General features: G+C 56.0%; 15 protein-coding genes. 8 read left to right on the top strand and 7 right to left on the bottom strand.

Annotated elements, in window-relative coordinates:
• Position 1: 1 nt before the first annotated feature.
• The 7 genes from JSS75_09165 to JSS75_09135 form a co-directional block, all read right to left on the bottom strand.
• Positions 2-1,363: an insulinase family protein gene (locus JSS75_09165; GenBank protein ID MBS1903860.1), complete on the bottom strand. Its 1,362-nt coding sequence runs from the start codon at positions 1,361-1,363 to the stop codon at positions 2-4.
• 94 nt (positions 1,364-1,457) lie between these two features.
• Positions 1,458-2,744, bottom strand: coding sequence for an insulinase family protein (locus JSS75_09160; protein MBS1903859.1), 1,287 nt, complete (start codon positions 2,742-2,744; stop codon positions 1,458-1,460).
• 235 nt (positions 2,745-2,979) lie between these two features.
• Positions 2,980-4,269: an MFS transporter gene (locus JSS75_09155; GenBank protein ID MBS1903858.1), complete on the bottom strand. Its 1,290-nt coding sequence runs from the start codon at positions 4,267-4,269 to the stop codon at positions 2,980-2,982.
• Positions 4,270-4,544: 275 nt separating this feature from the next.
• Positions 4,545-5,864, bottom strand: a complete 1,320-nt coding sequence (locus JSS75_09150) for a peptidylprolyl isomerase (GenBank protein MBS1903857.1) — start codon at positions 5,862-5,864, stop codon at positions 4,545-4,547.
• Positions 5,861-8,017, bottom strand: coding sequence for a peptidylprolyl isomerase (locus JSS75_09145; GenBank protein ID MBS1903856.1), 2,157 nt, complete (start codon positions 8,015-8,017; stop codon positions 5,861-5,863). Before JSS75_09145 ends, JSS75_09150 begins: the two co-directional genes overlap by 4 nt.
• A 223-nt stretch (positions 8,018-8,240) precedes the next feature.
• Complete coding sequence (locus JSS75_09140) at positions 8,241-9,230, bottom strand: transketolase family protein (GenBank protein MBS1903855.1); 990 nt, start codon at positions 9,228-9,230, stop codon at positions 8,241-8,243.
• A gap of 48 nt (positions 9,231-9,278) precedes the next feature.
• Positions 9,279-10,229 (bottom strand): transketolase, encoded by a 951-nt coding sequence (locus JSS75_09135; protein MBS1903854.1) that lies wholly within the window; start codon positions 10,227-10,229, stop codon positions 9,279-9,281.
• 656 nt (positions 10,230-10,885) lie between these two features.
• On the opposite strand from JSS75_09135, the gene JSS75_09130 reads away from it, so the two are divergent.
• The 8 genes from JSS75_09130 (at position 10,886) to JSS75_09095 (ending at position 17,648) form a co-directional block, all read left to right on the top strand.
• Positions 10,886-11,194, top strand: coding sequence for an integration host factor subunit beta (locus JSS75_09130; protein ID MBS1903853.1), 309 nt, complete (start codon positions 10,886-10,888; stop codon positions 11,192-11,194).
• A 19-nt stretch (positions 11,195-11,213) separates the two neighbouring features.
• Entirely contained in the window at positions 11,214-11,993 is a 780-nt protein-coding gene (locus JSS75_09125) for a tetratricopeptide repeat protein (protein ID MBS1903852.1), read from the top strand.
• Between the two features lie 317 nt (positions 11,994-12,310).
• A complete protein-coding gene (locus JSS75_09120; protein MBS1903851.1) occupies positions 12,311-13,585 on the top strand; it encodes an MFS transporter in 1,275 nt (424 codons plus the stop codon).
• A 73-nt stretch (positions 13,586-13,658) separates the two neighbouring features.
• Positions 13,659-13,889 (top strand): DUF433 domain-containing protein, encoded by a 231-nt coding sequence (locus JSS75_09115; GenBank protein ID MBS1903850.1) that lies wholly within the window; start codon positions 13,659-13,661, stop codon positions 13,887-13,889.
• Positions 13,890-13,891: 2 nt separating this feature from the next.
• Positions 13,892-14,269, top strand: coding sequence for a DUF5615 family PIN-like protein (locus JSS75_09110; GenBank protein ID MBS1903849.1), 378 nt, complete (start codon positions 13,892-13,894; stop codon positions 14,267-14,269).
• 77 nt (positions 14,270-14,346) lie between these two features.
• Entirely contained in the window at positions 14,347-15,027 is a 681-nt protein-coding gene (ispD, locus tag JSS75_09105; GenBank protein ID MBS1903848.1) for a 2-C-methyl-D-erythritol 4-phosphate cytidylyltransferase, read from the top strand.
• Positions 15,028-15,254: 227 nt separating this feature from the next.
• On the top strand, positions 15,255-15,935 hold the full coding sequence (plsY, locus tag JSS75_09100; protein ID MBS1903847.1) for a glycerol-3-phosphate 1-O-acyltransferase PlsY: 681 nt from the start codon (positions 15,255-15,257) through the stop codon (positions 15,933-15,935).
• Positions 15,936-16,022: 87 nt separating this feature from the next.
• Positions 16,023-17,648, top strand: a complete 1,626-nt coding sequence (locus tag JSS75_09095) for a glycoside hydrolase (GenBank protein ID MBS1903846.1) — start codon at positions 16,023-16,025, stop codon at positions 17,646-17,648.
• Positions 17,649-17,672: the final 24 nt, after the last annotated feature.

Raw genomic sequence — 17,672 nt, 5'->3', positions numbered from 1 at the left:
TCTAAATACTCTCTTTCACATCAACTTCGCCGAATGCCCGCAACTCTGTTTCGAGCGCGTTGGCATCGCCGCTGACACCAATTACGAGTGCATCAGGATGCAAATGCGCTTTGGCAGCACGAAGCAGGTCATCGGCCGTCACGGCAGCGACTTGATCGCGGAAGCGGTCGTAGTAATCAGCGCCGAGATCATAAAGCACAAGCGACGCGATGCGATTGGCCACTTGCTGCGGCGTCTCGATCGAGAGCGGAAAACTGCCGATGATATATTGCTGGACCATCTGCAGTTCATGCGGCTCGACCGGCTTGGTGACGATCGCCTCGATCTCGTTGCGGATCTCGAGAACGGCCGCTGCCGTCACGTCGGTCCGTACTTCGGTACTGACGACAAACGCACCGGTTTGTTTCCGGGCATCGAAGTAGCTGCGCGCTCCGTAGGTAAACCCGTTGCGCTCGCGAAGGTTTTGGTTGATGCGCGAATTGAAGTACCCACCGAGCAGCATGTTCAGGACATACAGCGGCACGTAGTCGGGATGGTTACGCGCAATACCGAGGTGGCCGACGCGGATAGCGGACTGCACCGCCTGCTTTTTTTCAACGAGCGTGATTCTCGGGCCCTGGTTGAGCGCCGGTATGCTCGTGACGGCACTGGCGCCGACGGCGGACTGGCCACGGAGCGCCGAGCCGAAGGCGGCCGAAAGTTTTTCGACGATCTGCGCTTCGGTGACATCGCCGGCAACAATGAAAAATGCGCCCGGCAGTGCGCGAAGCGTTGCATAGAACTCTCGTAGCGAAGCGCTCTGCATCGCGCTCACCGAGGCTTCCGTCCCCGCAGCCTCGAACCCGTAAGGGTGATCGCCATACACTCCTTTCGAGAATACGACATCGGCGAGATACCCGGGGTCGCTCTTGGCCTGCATGATATTCGCAATGCGCTGCGTTTTGATACGCGAAAGTTCTTCGTCGGCAAACACCGGGTTCGCGACGATATCCGATTGCAGTCCGATAGCAGTATCGAGATACCGGGAAAGTACCGACGTCGAGACGACCGACGCATCCCACGACGCACTTGCACCGAGCGAACCGCCGACGAAGTCGATAGTCTCGGCAATCTCGGTCGCGCTGCGCGTTGCGGTGCCCTTATTGAGCATCTCCGCCGCCATCGACGCTAGGCCCTGGGTTGCGGCCGTGTCGCGCGAGGATCCGCCACCAAGATAGAGCGTGACGCTCACGAGCGGCTGCTCGTGGTTTTCGACAAGATAGACCGGGATGCCGTTCGATAGCGTTGTCGAAACGAATGACGGAAAGCGGATCTCGGTGATCGGCCCCGGGGCAGGTGGTGTTGTACGATCGATAGTTGTCATCAAGAAAGTCATTTACGGTGGGGCACACTGCGGCGTGCCCGCACGATTACGTCAGCTACAGTGCTTAAGGGTACACTTCCGTGTACGCTGGCGATCAATCCTTCGGCGGCAGGTACACCACCGTGCATCGTTGGTCGGGATTAAGCCAGGCAGCCGACGCCGTGCGGATATCTTCCGTCGTCGCATTGGTGTATTCGCCGACGATCGAATTCACGCGGTCGGTATTTCCGAAGAACGTGCGCGCATGGGCAAGTTGGTCTGCCTTGCCGCTGGCGGTGACTCGGCTTGCCACGAGGCGCATCTCCATCTTATTCTTTGCTTTTTGCAGCTCGTTCTCCGAGACGAGTTCGGAGCGCATCGATGCGATCACATCTTCGAGCGCCGCTTCGATCGCGGCGATTGGCTGGTCGGGTTCGTTGGCGACAGCGTAAAACCACACCAACCCCGGCGCTTCGCGAAGATCGACATACGCCGACACTTCCGACGCCAGCTTCCCCTGATACACCAGTTTCTGGTAGAGACGCGAACTTCTGCCGGTCGAAAGAATATCCGTTGCCAGATCGAGGGCGATGGCATCGCGTGTTCCTTCTGGCGGCATGCGGTATGCATAAAATACCGCAGGTAACGGGACGGCTTCGGTCGTCACGAGTTCGCGGCGTTCGCCTTGTTGCGGCAGATCGCCAAAGAGGGGGCGGACGATGTCACGACTGCCGCGCGGGATGGGACCGAAATACTGTTCGATCAACCGCTTCGCTTCGGTGTTCTTGAAGTCGCCCGAGACGACGAGCGTCGCGTTCGCGGGGGAGTAATAGGTCGTGTAAAAATCCCGTACATCGTCGAGTGTCGCAGCTTCGATGGTGTCCATGTCACCGATGACGGTCCAGCGGTACGGAAAGTCGGTGTACGCAAGACGCATCATGCGCTCCGAAAGCGAGCCGTAGGGTGTGTTGTCGTAGCGTTCGCGTTTTTCTTCTTTGACGACGTCCTTCTGCGTGCGCAAACTTTCTTCGCCGAGTACGAAACCGAGCATGCGGTCGCTTTCGAGCCATAGCGCAAGGCCGAGCTGATGCGAGGGCAGGACTTCGTAGTAATTCGTCTTGTCCTCGGTGGTGTAGGCATTGTTGTAGCCGCCGGCCTCGGTGACGTACTTATCGAAATCGCCTCGCTTGACATTGGTCGAGCCTTCGAAGAGCAAATGCTCGAACAGATGCGCAAACCCTGCGCGGTTCGGTGTTTCGTTCTTCGAACCGACATGGTATGCGATATTGACGCAGACGATCGGCGCTTTGTGATCTTCACAGAGAATCACATGCAACCCGTTGGCCAGATCGTATTCGTCGTAGGCGATCTGCCCGGGATGTCCGTTGGAAATTGTGCTCAAATCGGTATTGTATCCTTATTAGCCTATAGCTAACGAGACGCGGCGGGAGGGAGTTCGGATGGGGGGCGCCTCGGTGCCGGTTCAGTTTGAAACGGAGTTAGAAAGTGTCATTCTGAGCGGAAGCGAAGAATCGCTCGATGAAACGCAGTGAGGCTCCGCCGAAGGGATTCTTCGCTTTGCTCAGAATGACATTAGAATGATAACGGTAATAGAACCCTACACTTCGTGACGAGCGTCACATCATCTCAGGCGCCAATTCTGCCGGGGCGAATTCTTCCTTCGGTTCTTTGCTCGACGGCGGTGTAGGGCCGCCCTCGAGCGACCGGTTGATGAAGTACATCATTGCGATCATCACCACCATCGTGCCGACAACGACATACCCAAGCGTATCGTAGTTACCGATCATGCCGGTTTTCGATTCGGTGACGATCAGCCCCGCGAGCACCGATGCGCCGCCGCCGGAGATCTGCATGATGGCGGAGTTCACGCTCATAAATGCACCGCGATCTTCCGGCGCAGGAATCGCGGTCATGAGCGCCGAAGCAGGGATCATACGGAAGGTAATGCCTGCAAAGAGCAGCACGTTGAAGACCGCCGCGAGCCAGAACGGGGTAATCCCGAGGTTCGTGTACACGACGACCATGATCATCGATGCGACGGAGCCGACGATGAACATTTTATACTTGCCGAGTTTGTCGCTGAGTTTGCCGGAAAGCGGTCCGATCAGGATCGAGAACACCCCCGTAATCAGATAGAGCATCGGAAGCGCGTCGATCGAAATGCCCATATTATGGGTACCGAACGCGCTGCCGAACGGCATTAGCATAAAGCCCCCCGATGCAAGGAACGACATCGTCAGAAATCCGTAGAGGTAGCGCGGCTTTGAAATCGTTGCCATCAAGTGATGGATCGGGTTGCGGTCCTGATGCAATTTCAAATGCTCGTTGATCGGCTTCATGTAAAAGAGCATCACAATGCCGACGATCGAACCGAACACAGCGATCATCCAAAAACACCAATGCCAGCCGAAGTTATTTGCGAGCAGAAGGCCGGCGGGAATCCCGAGAACCTGCGCTGCAGAGAACGACATTTGGACGTAGCCCATCACACGGCCGCGAACCTGCATCGCAAACAGATCGGTGATGATCGCAAAGCTGATCGAACCGATCACGCCGCCGAAAATACCCGTGATGATACGGGCGACGAGCAGGAAGCTGAAATCCGTCGCCAGGGCGCAGAGCACCGTGCCGAGCAGGAAGCCGACGTAAAAGAACATCAGGAGCTTCTTCCGGTCGAACTTGTCGGCGAAGCCCGCGGCGAGCAGACCCGAGGCGCCTGCGCTAAACGCATAGCCCGAGACGACGACGCTGAACTTCGACGGCGAGATCGAGAGTGTCTTCATGAGGATCACGCCGAGAGGCGAGAGCACCATGAAGTCAAGAATCACCGTGAATTGCAGGATCGCAAGAATCGCGACGACAAAAGCTTGGTATCTGGTAAATGTATGTTCGGCGTTTTTTTGCATATGTTGGTACCCTCTTATGCAAAAGGACGGACAAGGTTTCACTTTATTGTGTCATTTTCTGTACGAATAGTCAGAAAATGCTCGGAGGCTCAGATTTCTGTACTTTGGGCCGTGCAGTGGGGCGGTTATGCACAACTCTCCACGATGACAGCATAGTGGGCGAATTGAACCATTGCGGCCAGCACCTTCAAAAACAAATATATCCAGTTCGAGATCGCGGATTGTTGCGGGGCCGACGTTCGGGACTGATTGCAGATCGTCGGAGCCCGGTGTGGTTACTTGCGAATCTCGATATAGACGTCCTTTCGGGCGTCGGCGACGAATTGCTGGTACATCTTCATCTGCTTCCACTGGGTCGCCGCATACTCGAGTTCGCGGTAGTCTCCGTCAACGGTCGGTTTATGCGATGGGATTCGACGGAACAGCTTGACGATCTGATATCCGGTGATTGTCTTGGAAAAACTGATCTTCATCGGGCGCGAGATGTCGCCGGCATTCATCGAATCGAGCACACCGCGCTGTTCGGGGCCGAGGTCCGCAAGATTGATTTTGCCGAGGTAGCCGCCTGTTTCCTTTGTTTCCTGATCGTCGGAATATTCTTTGGCAATGCGAGCAAAATCGGCGCCGTTGAGGATGCTATCGCGAAGATCGCTGACGAGCCGGCGGACGGAGTCTTCATCGGCAGTCGAGGCGGTTGCTTTCATCAGGATTTGCGCGACGCGGATATCCTCTCCGCGACGTTCGAGCAGCTTGATGATATGAATCCCCTGATCGGTCTCGACCGGGTCGGAGACTTCGCCGACCTTCAGTTTGAACGCAGCCGCTTCAAAATCGGGGATGAATGTGCCTCGCGGATACGGTCCGCCGAGGTCGCCGCCGGCCGAGGCGGTCGGATGCTGCGAGTACCGACGTGCGAACTCTTCGAACGACGCCCCGGCACGCAGAGAATCGACGAGCTTTTTGGCCAAAGCACGCAGGCGGTCCTGTTCGCCGGCTTTCGGCTTGATGAGCTTTACGATGGTGGCAAGCTCGACTTGTTCGCCGACCGACGGAAGACTATCCTTATAATACGCATAGAATTCCTGCACATCGTGACGGGAGATGACGGGCGGCTTCGAAAATTTCTCCTGGCGAAGCTTATCGACAAAGAGCTGCTGTCGGGCTTTTTCGCGAAGGTCAGCGGATCGGCGAATTTCTTCGGCGCTTTTCCCAAATGCCTTTTCCATCTCCTGCTGCGAACCGAACTGCCGCTGATACTGCTTGATGCGATCGTTGATCTGATCGTCCACTTCGCTCTCGGTTACGTTGATGAGCGTATCGGCCTCGGCTTTGACGAGCATCGCTTTCTGGTCGATCTCGCTCTGAAGGATCTGCTTGCGAAGTGAGGCGATCGTATCGGCCGACGCCGAATGCTGCCCCGAGCTCATGAGCGCAAGCTGCACCTGTGCGTCGATCGAACTGCGCAGAATCGGATATTTACCGACGACTGCGGCGACGCCGTCGATATCATCGCCGTCATGCAGCGCGCCGGGTTGCGACCGAACCGCAATTGGTAGGGCGGCAAGCGCGGCAAGGAGTAGGAGTGTACGTCTCAATTGGTCTGCGCGTTAGCGGCGGAATGTGCTTTGACGGCTGCTTCGAGTGCGGCGTTATTGATATCGCGCTTGTACTTCGTCCGGAGTTCTTCGACCCACTTCAGACGAAGTTCGTTCGACATCTCGTCCTGATACTGGCTTGCCACTTCCTGGCGTGCTTCTTGGAAGGACTTCTGCGTCAGCGGGACGCGGCGGTTCATCTTCACGATGGAATATCCCGCCTGATTCGAGAACGGCTGGCAGACATCGTCCACTGCCAACGAGAATGACTTGCGCGACAGCTCGTTTTCGTCTTTGATGAGCAGCCCCCAATGGCCGGCCTTCTCTTTATAGCCCGGACGTTCGGTGTATTTCGCGGCAAGCGAATCGAAGTTCTCGCCATTGTCGCGAATGCGCTTATAGAGCGATTTTGCAAGCGTATCGCTCAGCACGTAAATCTCCGACACGTCGATGCGCTCGGGCCACATGAAGCGCGTCTTGTGTTCGTTGTAGAACTTCAGTTCGGCGAGGCTGTCCGGCTTGATCGCGCCCCAGACCTTGCGGTTCTCGAGTTCAAAGAGCATGATACCATTCTTATAGTCGGCCATGATCTGGTCGAACTCGGGGTACTTGGTTTCGACATCCTTCGAAAGGTAATTCATCACGTCTTCGTCGATCTGACGCGTCACGAAGTCGTTGATCTGATTCCGTGCCAGCGGATATCCCTTCTGCGAATTCAGCGAATCGACGAGCGAAGAGATGTACCATGATGCGCCGCCCATCGTGTAGATCGGCAGATGCAATTCGCCGGGTGTGATCTTTGCAGCCCAGTTGCTATCGACCGACGTACGGCTCGAATCGACGCGTGACATGAAGATATTGATCGACGACGAATCGACGTGGAGGTTCAACTGCTTGCTCGTTGCCGCCAGAAGCTTGTCGCGGTCCTCGTTGAAATAGTACTGCTTGTAGAGCTTCTTGAGGAAATCTTTTTCTTCGGCAAACGACTTTGCCGGGATGATGCCGTCTCGGCGAATGATGTGATAGCCTTTGCTCGTGCGGATGATACCGGACATTTCGCCATCTTTGAGCATGTATGCTGCATCGTCGAAAGCGGGTTCGGTACGTTTCTGCTCGTGGTCGATCGCGCCGAGGTCGCCACCGTTACCGCTCGAACCTTTATCGTCACTCGATTCGACTGCCACCGTCTCGAACTTTGCGCCGGCTTTGATCGCATGCAGGAGGCTGTCGGCCTTCTGATAGTACTTGAGTGTATCCTCGTCTTTGACATTACGCGGCATGCTTACAAGGATATGGTGCACCTTGATGCCGCCGAGGCGAAGCCGTTTATCGATCAGATAGACAACATGGTAGCCGAACTTGGTGCGAACCGGATACTGCACGTACTCGCCGGGCTGTAGCGAGTAGACGGCATCTTCGAACGGACGAATGGTCATGCCGCCGGTGAACCAGCCAAGCGAACCGCCGAGATTGATCGAGTTGCGGTCGTCCGAACCTTGCCATGCATTCGAATCGGCCGGTGCATTCTTGCCGGCTTGCTGCATTTCTTCGCGGCGTGCCTTTGCCGGAGATTCGGCCCACTTGCGCTGACGGTCGCTCATGACGATCATCGCCAGCGGTTCGCCGCCGCGTAAGCGTTGCAATGCCGTCATCGCGCGGGTATAGGCCTGAAGTGTATCCTTCGGGTTGTTCCAGTTATGGACCTGCGCGAGGAAGTGTGCGGCGTTTACCTCATAGCGCCGACGCTCGTACATTTTTTCGATGGCAGGTTCGGTCAGTAACTTATCGAGTACGAACGGACCCGCGAGGAGTTTGCGATAGCCGTCCATCTCTTTGATAATCTTCTCGTCTTTGTCGAGCCCTTGTGCTTTGGCATCCATGAGCTTCAGGCGGTAATCGCCGTAGATCACCAGAAAATCCTTTAACGAGTCGAGGCTGCTGGCATACGGATCCTTATCGTTCATCCGCTTATATGCCTTCTCGAATTCATCGAGGGTGACATTCTCTTTATTGGTCTTGATAAGGACAGGCGATGCACCCGTTGCGGAGGCGTGCTTCTTTTGTGCGGAAACGCCTCCGGCAAGACCGAGGAACAGGAAGGCCGCAACAACGCATGATGTGGCCTGCTGAAATGAATTACGTAAAGTGACCATGGTCAACTGGTAAGTACTTCGAAAAAACAGTGATGAATGACTCGTTCGGGTACGATAATTCGAGCCGTTTGTAACGCGCGAAGGGGGGTGGTTGGTTCGTAGCCAGGCTGGGCACACTGGATCAGCCACTGAGCCGGCGCATGGTAGCAAACAGTAGTTTTGCCCCAAAAACAATAACGCCGACTACAGTCGGCGCTACTGAATACTTCGAATAATTCGAGGATTACTTCTTGCGGGCGATTACTTTTTTCGCCGCTTCGACGATGTCGGCGCTCGTGAGGCCGAAGAGCTTCATGAGCTCGTCGGGGTCGCCGGAGCCGCCGAAGCTGTCTTTGACGCCGACGAATTCCATTGGGGTCGGGTGCTCTTTGACAAGCAGCTCTGCGATCGCGCCGCCGAGGCCGGCCGTGATTTGGTGCTCTTCCGCCGTGACGATAGCACCGCATTCTTTCGCTGCCTTCAAGATCGTTTCGTTATCGAGCGGCTTAATGGTCGAGACATTGATCACGCGGGCGTCGATACCCTGCTTCTGCAATTCGTCGGCTGCGACGAGCGCTTCCCAGACCATCGGTCCGCAGGCGGCGATCGCAACGTCACCGCCCTCGCGGAAGACCTGCGCCTTGCCGAGAACGAACGGTGTGTCGTCGCTGGTGAAGAGCGGGGTGTCGGTGCGGCCAAAGCGGATGTAGCAGGGGCCGTAGTGTTCGCCGATGGCGACGGTGGCTTTCTTCGCTTCGAGGAAATCGCACGGGACGACGAGCGTCATATTCGGCAGCGCGCGAAGGATCGACATTTCCTCGAGCACCTGGTGGGTCGCGCCATCGGGTCCGACGGAGATGCCGGCATGGCCGCCGCCGATCTTCACGTTGGCATCGTTGTAGGCGACGCTGATGCGAAGCATATCGGTATTGCGCAGCGCAGCGAAGGCACCGTAGCTTGCAAAGAACGGGATCTTGCCGCTGAGCGCGAGGCCGGTTGCGACGAGTGTTGCCGTCGCTTCCATGATGCCCATCGAGAAGAATCGCTCCGGAAATTTGTCTTTGAAGTAGGAGGTCATCACCGAGCCGGTGATGTCTCCGCCGAGGACGACGACGTTATCGTATCGTTCGCCGAGTGTCACAAGGCCTTCGCCGAAGCCGAAACGCGTTGCTTTTTTGCCCTGCAGCGTGAAGGGATGCTTGTTCTGGCTGTTCGTGCTTGCGACGTCAGTCATGGTCTTGGTCTTTGTTGCGGTTTCCATTATTACTACACTCCTTCTCGCTTAGAGCAATTCTTCCAATGCCTTCACGGCTTCTTCCGGCTTCGGTGGTTTTCCGTGCCAGCGGAAGTCGTCGTTCATGAAGCTGATCGGGTGCCCCATGTACGTTTCGGCGACGATGCACGTCGGCTTGCCTTTCGTCGACTTCGCTTCGGCAAATGCCTGGCGAAGTTCGCCGATGTTGTGTCCGTTCACGTGGATCGTATGGAAGCCGAAGGCGGTCCACTTATCGGCGACCGGATCGATCTCCATCACCTCATCAGTACGACCGTCGATCTGGCAATGATTGCGATCGACGACAACGCAGAGGTTATCGAGCTTATAATGAGCAGCGGCCATGGCTGCTTCCCAGATCTCGCCTTCTTGCAACTCGCCGTCGCCGGTAAGCGCATAGACGCGGTTCGAATTCTTCGTTACGAGCTTATCGGCCAGTGCCATGCCGACGGCGATACCTAGACCCTGACCGAGCGAACCGGTCGAGCTCTCGATGCCCGGCAGCCCCATATCGCGACCCGGGTGACCTTGCAAGCGGCTGTTGAGCTTGCGCAGTGTCAGCAGTTCGGCTTTCGGGAAATATCCTGCGTTGGCGAGCGTCGCATAGAGCACCGGGCACATGTGGCCGGCCGAAAGGATGAACCGGTCGCGATTCGCCGCCCATGGATTCTTCGGATCGTGATTCATCACGCCGCCGAAGTAGAGCGTCGCGAAAATATCCGACGAGCCGAGCGGTCCGCCCGAGTGTCCGCTCTTGGCTTCGACAAGCGAGCGAATGATGTCGCGTCGGATCTCGCGTGCGATCGAGGTGATCTCTTCGTCGCTGTTCGATGCCGAGTTCGTGAACGGTACGAATGTGTCGTACCCGTATTCCTTCACGAGATCGGATTTTGGCGTCGGTCGGGAGTCGCCGTGAAAGCCGCTCGTCAAAGGGTAGATCTGAAAGTCAAGTGATGCCATCGCAGGATGTATTGCTTAGACCCAGAAAACAATTCGTATTCAGAAAATATCCTCGGAAAGTAGGGAAGAATTTTTCCACAAGCATCGCTCGTACGTTGTATATTTGAAGTTAGAGACCACACACAGAACGATCGGGATAGATATTGAGGATTTCTATCACATCGATCATCGATCATGCACGATAAAAACAGATATCCTATCAATTGAGAGTTGCACGACATTCATCGCTCGTTAGTTCATGCGCTACACCCGCAGCAACCCCACGGCAGGAGTCGATTCCACGACCATCGAGACACAGAATGGGGAAAGACTGGGTGCGTATCAGGAACGGAACAATAACGGAGCATTGGGGATATATGGATATGGGTAAGTTTATGTCAGACCTCGGGATGCCGAGTCGGATGGAAGCTCCGTCAGACGGGGCGGGGGCGAAACCACCGACGAAGAACTAACTACCGCGAACAAATTTCTTTCCCCACCGCAATTGGCCACGGCTTCGCTCCCCAGAGAGGCCGTGGCCTCTTGCGTGTTATACGCTGCGAATGCGTGCATACACACCGGAGTATTTCGCAGGGAGGAGCGAGCGAAAACAAGGCGAACGCTTTTTCCGCGCATCTGTGTTAAACTTATAGACTTCACCAACCCACACTGCGGTTATGACGAAAGCGGATATAGTCGATCGCGTAGCGAAAGCGACGGGCGTGACGAAGCTGGAGACCGAGATATTGGTTGACGGCTTTTTCAAAACCATTTCCGAAATGCTCGCGGAGGGTGAACACTTTGAGATTCGTGGATTTGGAACGTTCAAAGTGAAAGAACGCAAACCCCGAATGGCGCGTAACCCGCGTACCGGCGCTCAGGTGCCGCTCGATGTTCATTGGGTCCCCACCTTCAAACCCTCGCGTGAACTTCGTGCAATGATCAACGACCGAATGAAGGCAAAGCGAACAGCAGCCTCTTCATAACATACGATTTCGCATCTCCTTGGAAGCCAACGATCAGCCACTTGCTGCCGACAGTCAGTCTGCGTCCTCTTCGGATGCGAACGAGCCAATTCGTACCGAAGATATTCTCCTGGAACGGCTTAAGAGCGCCCCGCCGGTAAAACCCCAGATTCCGCCGCCGATGCTCTTCGGCATTGTGATGATCACGATCGCCCTCGGTGTGATCGTGTATTTCATCTCGAAAACGCCGGAGAAATATGCCGAGGACCCGCATGCCGAAGCACGCAAGCAAGCGGCTGCCGATTCTGCTGCGCTCTTCGCAAAGCGCATGAAACTACAACCCTATGTGGATTCACTTGCGAAGGTCGTTGCCAGCGATCCGGCAAATCCTGAATTTCACAAAGAATATGCAAACGCACTCTACGAGGCGAACGACTGGCAAAAAGCGCAGACGGAGTATGAAGCATATTTGAAAGGCGACCCGAAAGATCCGGATGCTATTATCGATTATGCGTACGTGCTGACACAGACGACCCAGGATTATCGTCGTGCCATCGACGAGATCGAAAAGGCGCTGAAGATCGATCCCGAACATGTAAAGGGACTCTTCAACGCCGGCCTCCTATCGGTGCAAGCCTTCCCGGATAAGAAGACAGCCATCGAAAAATCCGAAGGCTATTTCAACCGCGCTCGCGCCGCCGCCGAAAAGAAAGGCGAAACCGAGATGGTCAAGAATATCGACGAAGTTCTGGCCGAGATCGCAAAGATCAAATCCAACCCAAATCCCGGCGGTGCTGCTGGCGGCGGAATGGGCCAGTAATGTCGGGCACGTGCTGATGTGAGATGATGCGTTACGGTATGAACAATGGCACGGACGCTTCATCCGTGCAAGGGTGAAATGGTCCTACATGCCGATCATTCGGAGTTTCTAAGAAGCCGATTTTTCTCTCCACGGCCTGTAACAAATCCTCCGCTTCGCAGTTAATACACTTAACCCTCCTGCAAAACGGTTAATCGTGCCATTGATTGCGGTTCGAAGCATCCTACGGAAGGATACACATTCACTTCGCTTGTACGCGCTCATACGCCAGCACGTTATTGTTACAACCTGGTTGCAGGATCGGGATATCTATACCCGTGAATTCTGTCGTCACAAACATATCGAACTACGTCTCGAACGTCAGGCGCGTAACGGCTCATCGGTCGTTCCGGCGGTTGCTGGTGGCTTCGTTCGTCTCCGGGCTCGGGGATCAACTCGGCTATCTGGCATTTCTTGCCGCCGTCTCTGCCGGCAGCGAAGATGTTTATGCGATCGGCGGTATTTCCGTCGCGGAGATGTTCGCGGGCTTGATTGCACTGCCTTTGGTGCAGATCATCATCGATCGCTACGATAAGCGCAGAATGCTGCTCGTTGCCGATCTCGCACGCGCAGTGATCTTTATCCTCGCAGCGATGGCGAACGAGTTGTGGCTGTACTTCGTCTGCGGGTTTTGTGCAGCCGCGTTTACGCAGCTCTTCGATCCGTCGCGTTCGGCGCTCGAACCGCACTACATCCCCGACGGCCAGATCGTGCAGGCAAACGGATTTCGCCAAAGCCTGCTGTCGCTCGTGATGATTCTCGGTCCGGCGATCGGCGGCTTGCTCATCGGGACGATGGGGTTTCGCATCGCGTTCCTCATCAATGCGGCGAGCTTCCTGTTCTCGGCGGCGCTCGTGATCGATCTCGAACGAGTAACAACGACTCAGCGCGACTCGCATCGCTTCGTCGACGAGATCTCGGGCGGATTACGAGCTGTGCGCGGTAATCCGACGCTGATGTTCTTGTTCATCTTGATGGGAAGTTTTCATCTTGCCGTCGGCATGCAATTTCCGTTGATCTTCGTGTACATCCGCGAAGCGTTCGGGGGCGGGACGCGCGAACTCAGCTGGCTGATTTCGTCGATGGGAATCGGCGGCATCGTGGGGGGGCTCTTGATGTCGCAATTGCCAAAGGAGAGACATCCATTCGATATTTCGAAACGACGCGGGAAGGTAAATATCGCCGTAATCGCGTTGCTCGATGGTGGGGTCCTGATGACATTCACGTCGCTGCATGGGCTGGTGCCGATGGTGTGTATGTTCGGACTTTTCGGCATCATCGGTTCGGCATTCTATGTCGGCATCACAACAGCTATTACGGAGAATACGGACGATGAACATCGCGGCCGCGTGTTCTCGCTCTATAGCGCACAGCGCGGTCCGGCACTGATGCTGTCAGTGATTATCGGTATCCCGATCGCGAAGTCGCTCGGTTCGGGACCGGTGCTCGTCGGCAGCGGTGGCGCCGAGGTGCTGATCGGTTTGGTTGCTATCGTCGTTGCCGGCAAGATCCGTTCGCCGAAGATGCTCATGCGCACGATGTTCTCGCTGTAATACCTGCGCGGTGCAAACTCAACGGTCCGCACCGCGTGGGAACAGCACTCGCGGCATGCTGTTATGTATTAGTATGCGAGAATTATCCAGAATCACTCTTGATCCGGCAGTGATGGGAGGCAAACCATGTATCCGTGGTATGCGCATTACGGTCGGGACAATCGTCGGATTGCTTGCTTCGGGCAAATCGGAAACGGATATCCTGAAGGTGTACGATTATCTCGAAGTAGCTGACATCCGACAAGCGCTCGCGTATGCGGCGTGGCGTTCGGAAGAAATCGAAACGCCGTTGGCCGATGCCTGAATATGCAGGTCGTCAATGACGTGAACCTCTCGCCTTCGTGGGTCGAGACGCTGCAGGCAGCAGGCATATCAGCCATTCATTGGAGAGCGATCGGTCCTCTCGATGCGCCGGATCAATTGATCTTTACATGGGCTCGTGAACACCAGCACATTGTCTTTACCCACGACCTTGATTTCGGTACCATTCTTGCGCTAACCGGAGCGATCGGACCCAGTGTGGTACACGTACGAACACAGGATGTGTCCGTTGAGCATCTGGGAGCGACGGTGATTCGTTCGTTACAAGCACATGCGGAGGCACTCACAAGTGGGGCATTGCTTACCATTGACGAATATCGCGCTCGCATCAAGTTGTTGCCCCTTCGTTCGACCTCCAACTAACAGAACTGCTGTAATCGCTCAGACACTTCAATTGCATGGGAGCGAACCCCGAGCGTCTCCTGTTGCATTCGACTCACATGCATACCACCGACGTCATCATCGTCGCCGCAGGCTCAGGCACGCGCTTCGGGGCTCCGAAGCAGCTATTGCAATTGCTCGGGAAGCCGCTCTATCGTCACTCGCTGGATGTGTTCGCTTCGCACGAACTGGTGCGGCGCATCGTCCTCGTCGTAAGCAAGGATGTGCGGTCGCAGATTGCAGATGAGGTTGCAACTGTATTCGGTGACGGACGCATCGAGATGGTCCTTGGCGGCGAGACGCGCCAGGCATCCGTTTCGAACGGCCTTGCACAATTATCCATCGGCGCAGCGAGTGAGTTGGTGCTAGTCCACGATGCCGCTCGTCCCGGGATCGACGCTGCGGTAATCAGCGCAATCATAGAGGCGATCGACCGTCATGGCGCTGCACTTGCGGCGATACCGGTCGTCGATACACTGAAGCGAGAGGCTGACGGATTTTCGGCAGCGACAATCTCGCGAGCGTCGTTGTGGCGCGCGCAGACTCCGCAGGGAGCCCGACGCGCGCTTCTTCTGAAGGCAATGGATGAAGCGCGAATTCGCGGATACGAAGGGACCGACGAAGCCGAACTGCTGGAACGCGCAGGAGTTGCCGTGAAGCTGGTCCTTGGCAATGAGCGGATGATGAAGGTGACCTATCCTGACGATCTCGAACGGGTTGCGTTGCTGCTGCGTCGGTGATGCTCCCGAGCCATAGCAATTATCACTCTACCGTCATTCTGAGCGAAGCGAAGAATCCCTTCGGCGGAGCCTCACAGGGTTTCATCAAGGGATTCTTCGCTTCGCTCAGAATGACGGCTGAATAATGCGTTCAAACGGGGCTTCTGCCGACACATTTCGGGCAGAACATTCTTGTCGCGACAGGTGTTTTATTGAGTCGCAACTACTAGTTCAGGGATTTATATAGAATGATCAGTATTCTTCTGGTAATTAGCGTTGGGTATTTTCTCGGCGCGATCCCCTTTGGTGTTATTGTCAGTAAACGCTTCCGCGGGTTCGATTTACGAACCAAGGGATCCGGGAATATGGGCTCGACGAACGCCTTCCGGGTTCTGGGCTGGAAACTTGGGGTTCTCATCCAGGTACTCGATATTGCAAAGGGTGTAGCCGCCGTTCTCATCGCCACCTACATTTTCAACGGGCTGCCGTTCCATAATCACACGCCGTTCCAGGACATTACCGTGTTCCGCTTTTTCGCAGGTGCGGCGGCGGTGCTCGGACATAGCTATACATGCTTCGCCGGCTGGAAGGGTGGAAAGAGTATCAACACGACGCTCGGCATGCTCGTGACGATTGCGCCGGTCGAGACGGCAGTCGCGGTCGGTATCTTCCTGCTCGTGCTCTTCGCGTCGGGCTACGTATCGCTCGGGTCGATCACGGCGGCAGTGATGTTCCCGACGACGATGTTCGTGCGCCAGAATGTGTTCGGGGTCGATATCTACGGCTATCACACGCTCATCATCGGAGCGATCGGCATTGCGCTATTCTTGATCTACCGCCACCGAACGAACATCTCGCGATTGCTCTCGAAGACGGAGAACAAATTCGAGAAGCTGCATATCATCCGCTTCAGCAAAAGCAGCACGTAAGCGAGAGCGAGTTTTCTCTCATAACGAGTGCAGCCGCCGATGAAGCGATTCTCGGCGGCTGTACTGTTCTATTGGGGAACGATCACTATGAGTGTACCAATCAAACTCGCGATCCTCTGGCATCAGCATCAGCCGTACTACCGCTCCGACGGGATTGTGCGCCTGCCGTGGGTGCGGTTGCATGCCACGAAAGACTACCTCGAGATGGCCGAGCATCTGGCCAGAGTCCCCGCGATGCATGCCACGATCAACCTCGTCCCGTCGCTCGTCGCACAGGTAGAAGAATATGCTCACGGGGCAACCGACCCGCTCCTTACTGCCAGCCGTGCACCGACCGATCGGTTAACCGACGACGAGCGTGCGCTTGTGATGCGGCAATGCTTTCATGCAAATTATCAACGCATGATCATGCGCTCGGCACGGTACACGGAGCTTCGGGAGCGTACGACGTTCACGACTCAAGATCTGCGCGACCTCATCGTGCATTTCCATCTGGCCTGGACCGGCGAGTACGCGCGTGGCGGCGAACCATTCGCTTCGCTTATTGCGAAAGATCGCGATTATACCGAAGCGGATAAAACAGCGCTACTCGATGCGCACACGAAAATCCTGCAGACGTTCGATGTCGCGCACATGCGGCTTGCGGCAGGTGCGAATATCGAACTCTCGACGACTCCGTACTACCATCCGATCCTTCCTCTAATCTGCGATACCAACTCCGCGCATGAGGCGATGCCCGGTCTTCGGCTTCCCGACGTGCGATGTTCGTGGCCGGAGGATGCACGCGAACACGTCACGCGCTCCATCGCATTTCATGAACATCAGTTCGGTCTCGTTGCGCGAGGTATGTGGCCTGCGGAAGGAAGCATCTCGGATGCGGCGCTCGCGCTCATGGCAGACGAAGGGATTGTCTGGGCCGCAAGCGACGAGACCGTTCTCGATCATTCCCTTGGCGAGTACGATCGACCATACGGCAGATTCGAACACTATTTCCCGCGCATGGTGAGGTCGGCGCACGGCAGCATCGTCGTTTTCTTCCGCGATCATTGGCTTTCGGACAAAGTGGGCTTTGATTATCACACGTGGCACGTAACGGATGCGGTAAACGATTTTGTCAATCACATCCGGCAGGTCCGCCAGGAGATACTGCGCGAATATGGTGAAGACGTGCTTCGCACGGCCTGTGTCAGCGTCATCCTCGACGGAGAGAATTGTTGGGAGCATTACGAGCGCAACGGATTCGACTTCGTATCAGGGTTGTACCGTGCGTTGGTGGACGATCCGGACATCGAGCCCGTCACGATGTCGGAAGCGGTCGAGAACATCGGAAAAGCGAACATCCGGCCCATCGAGCATATCGTTGCCGGTTCGTGGATCGGCGGCAACTTCAAGATCTGGATCGGACACCCGGAAAAGAATACCGCGTGGGAATATCTCGCCGCCGCGAGAGAGGTACTCGCGGCAGCGGACCGAGCGTCCGCAAATTATCCACAGGCACGGACCGCATTACTGCAAGCCGAGGGAAGCGACTGGTTCTGGTGGTTTGGCGACGATCACTATGCCGAAGACAGAGGGCTTTTCGACGAGCTGTTTCGTATGCACCTCGGACAGATGTACGACGCACTCGGTGTCGAACGACCCGATGTACTCTCGCGCCCGATCATCGATGAACCGCGGAGCAGTCCGTTCTCTTCGATGCACAGAGCGGAGTAGGGGCCATTCATCACCGCGATTACC

Source organism: Bacteroidota bacterium, from assembly GCA_018266755.1.
GTDB lineage: Bacteria > Bacteroidota > Ignavibacteria > Palsa-1295 > Palsa-1295 > JAFDZW01.
This window is presented reverse-complemented; position numbering and strand designations above follow the sequence as displayed.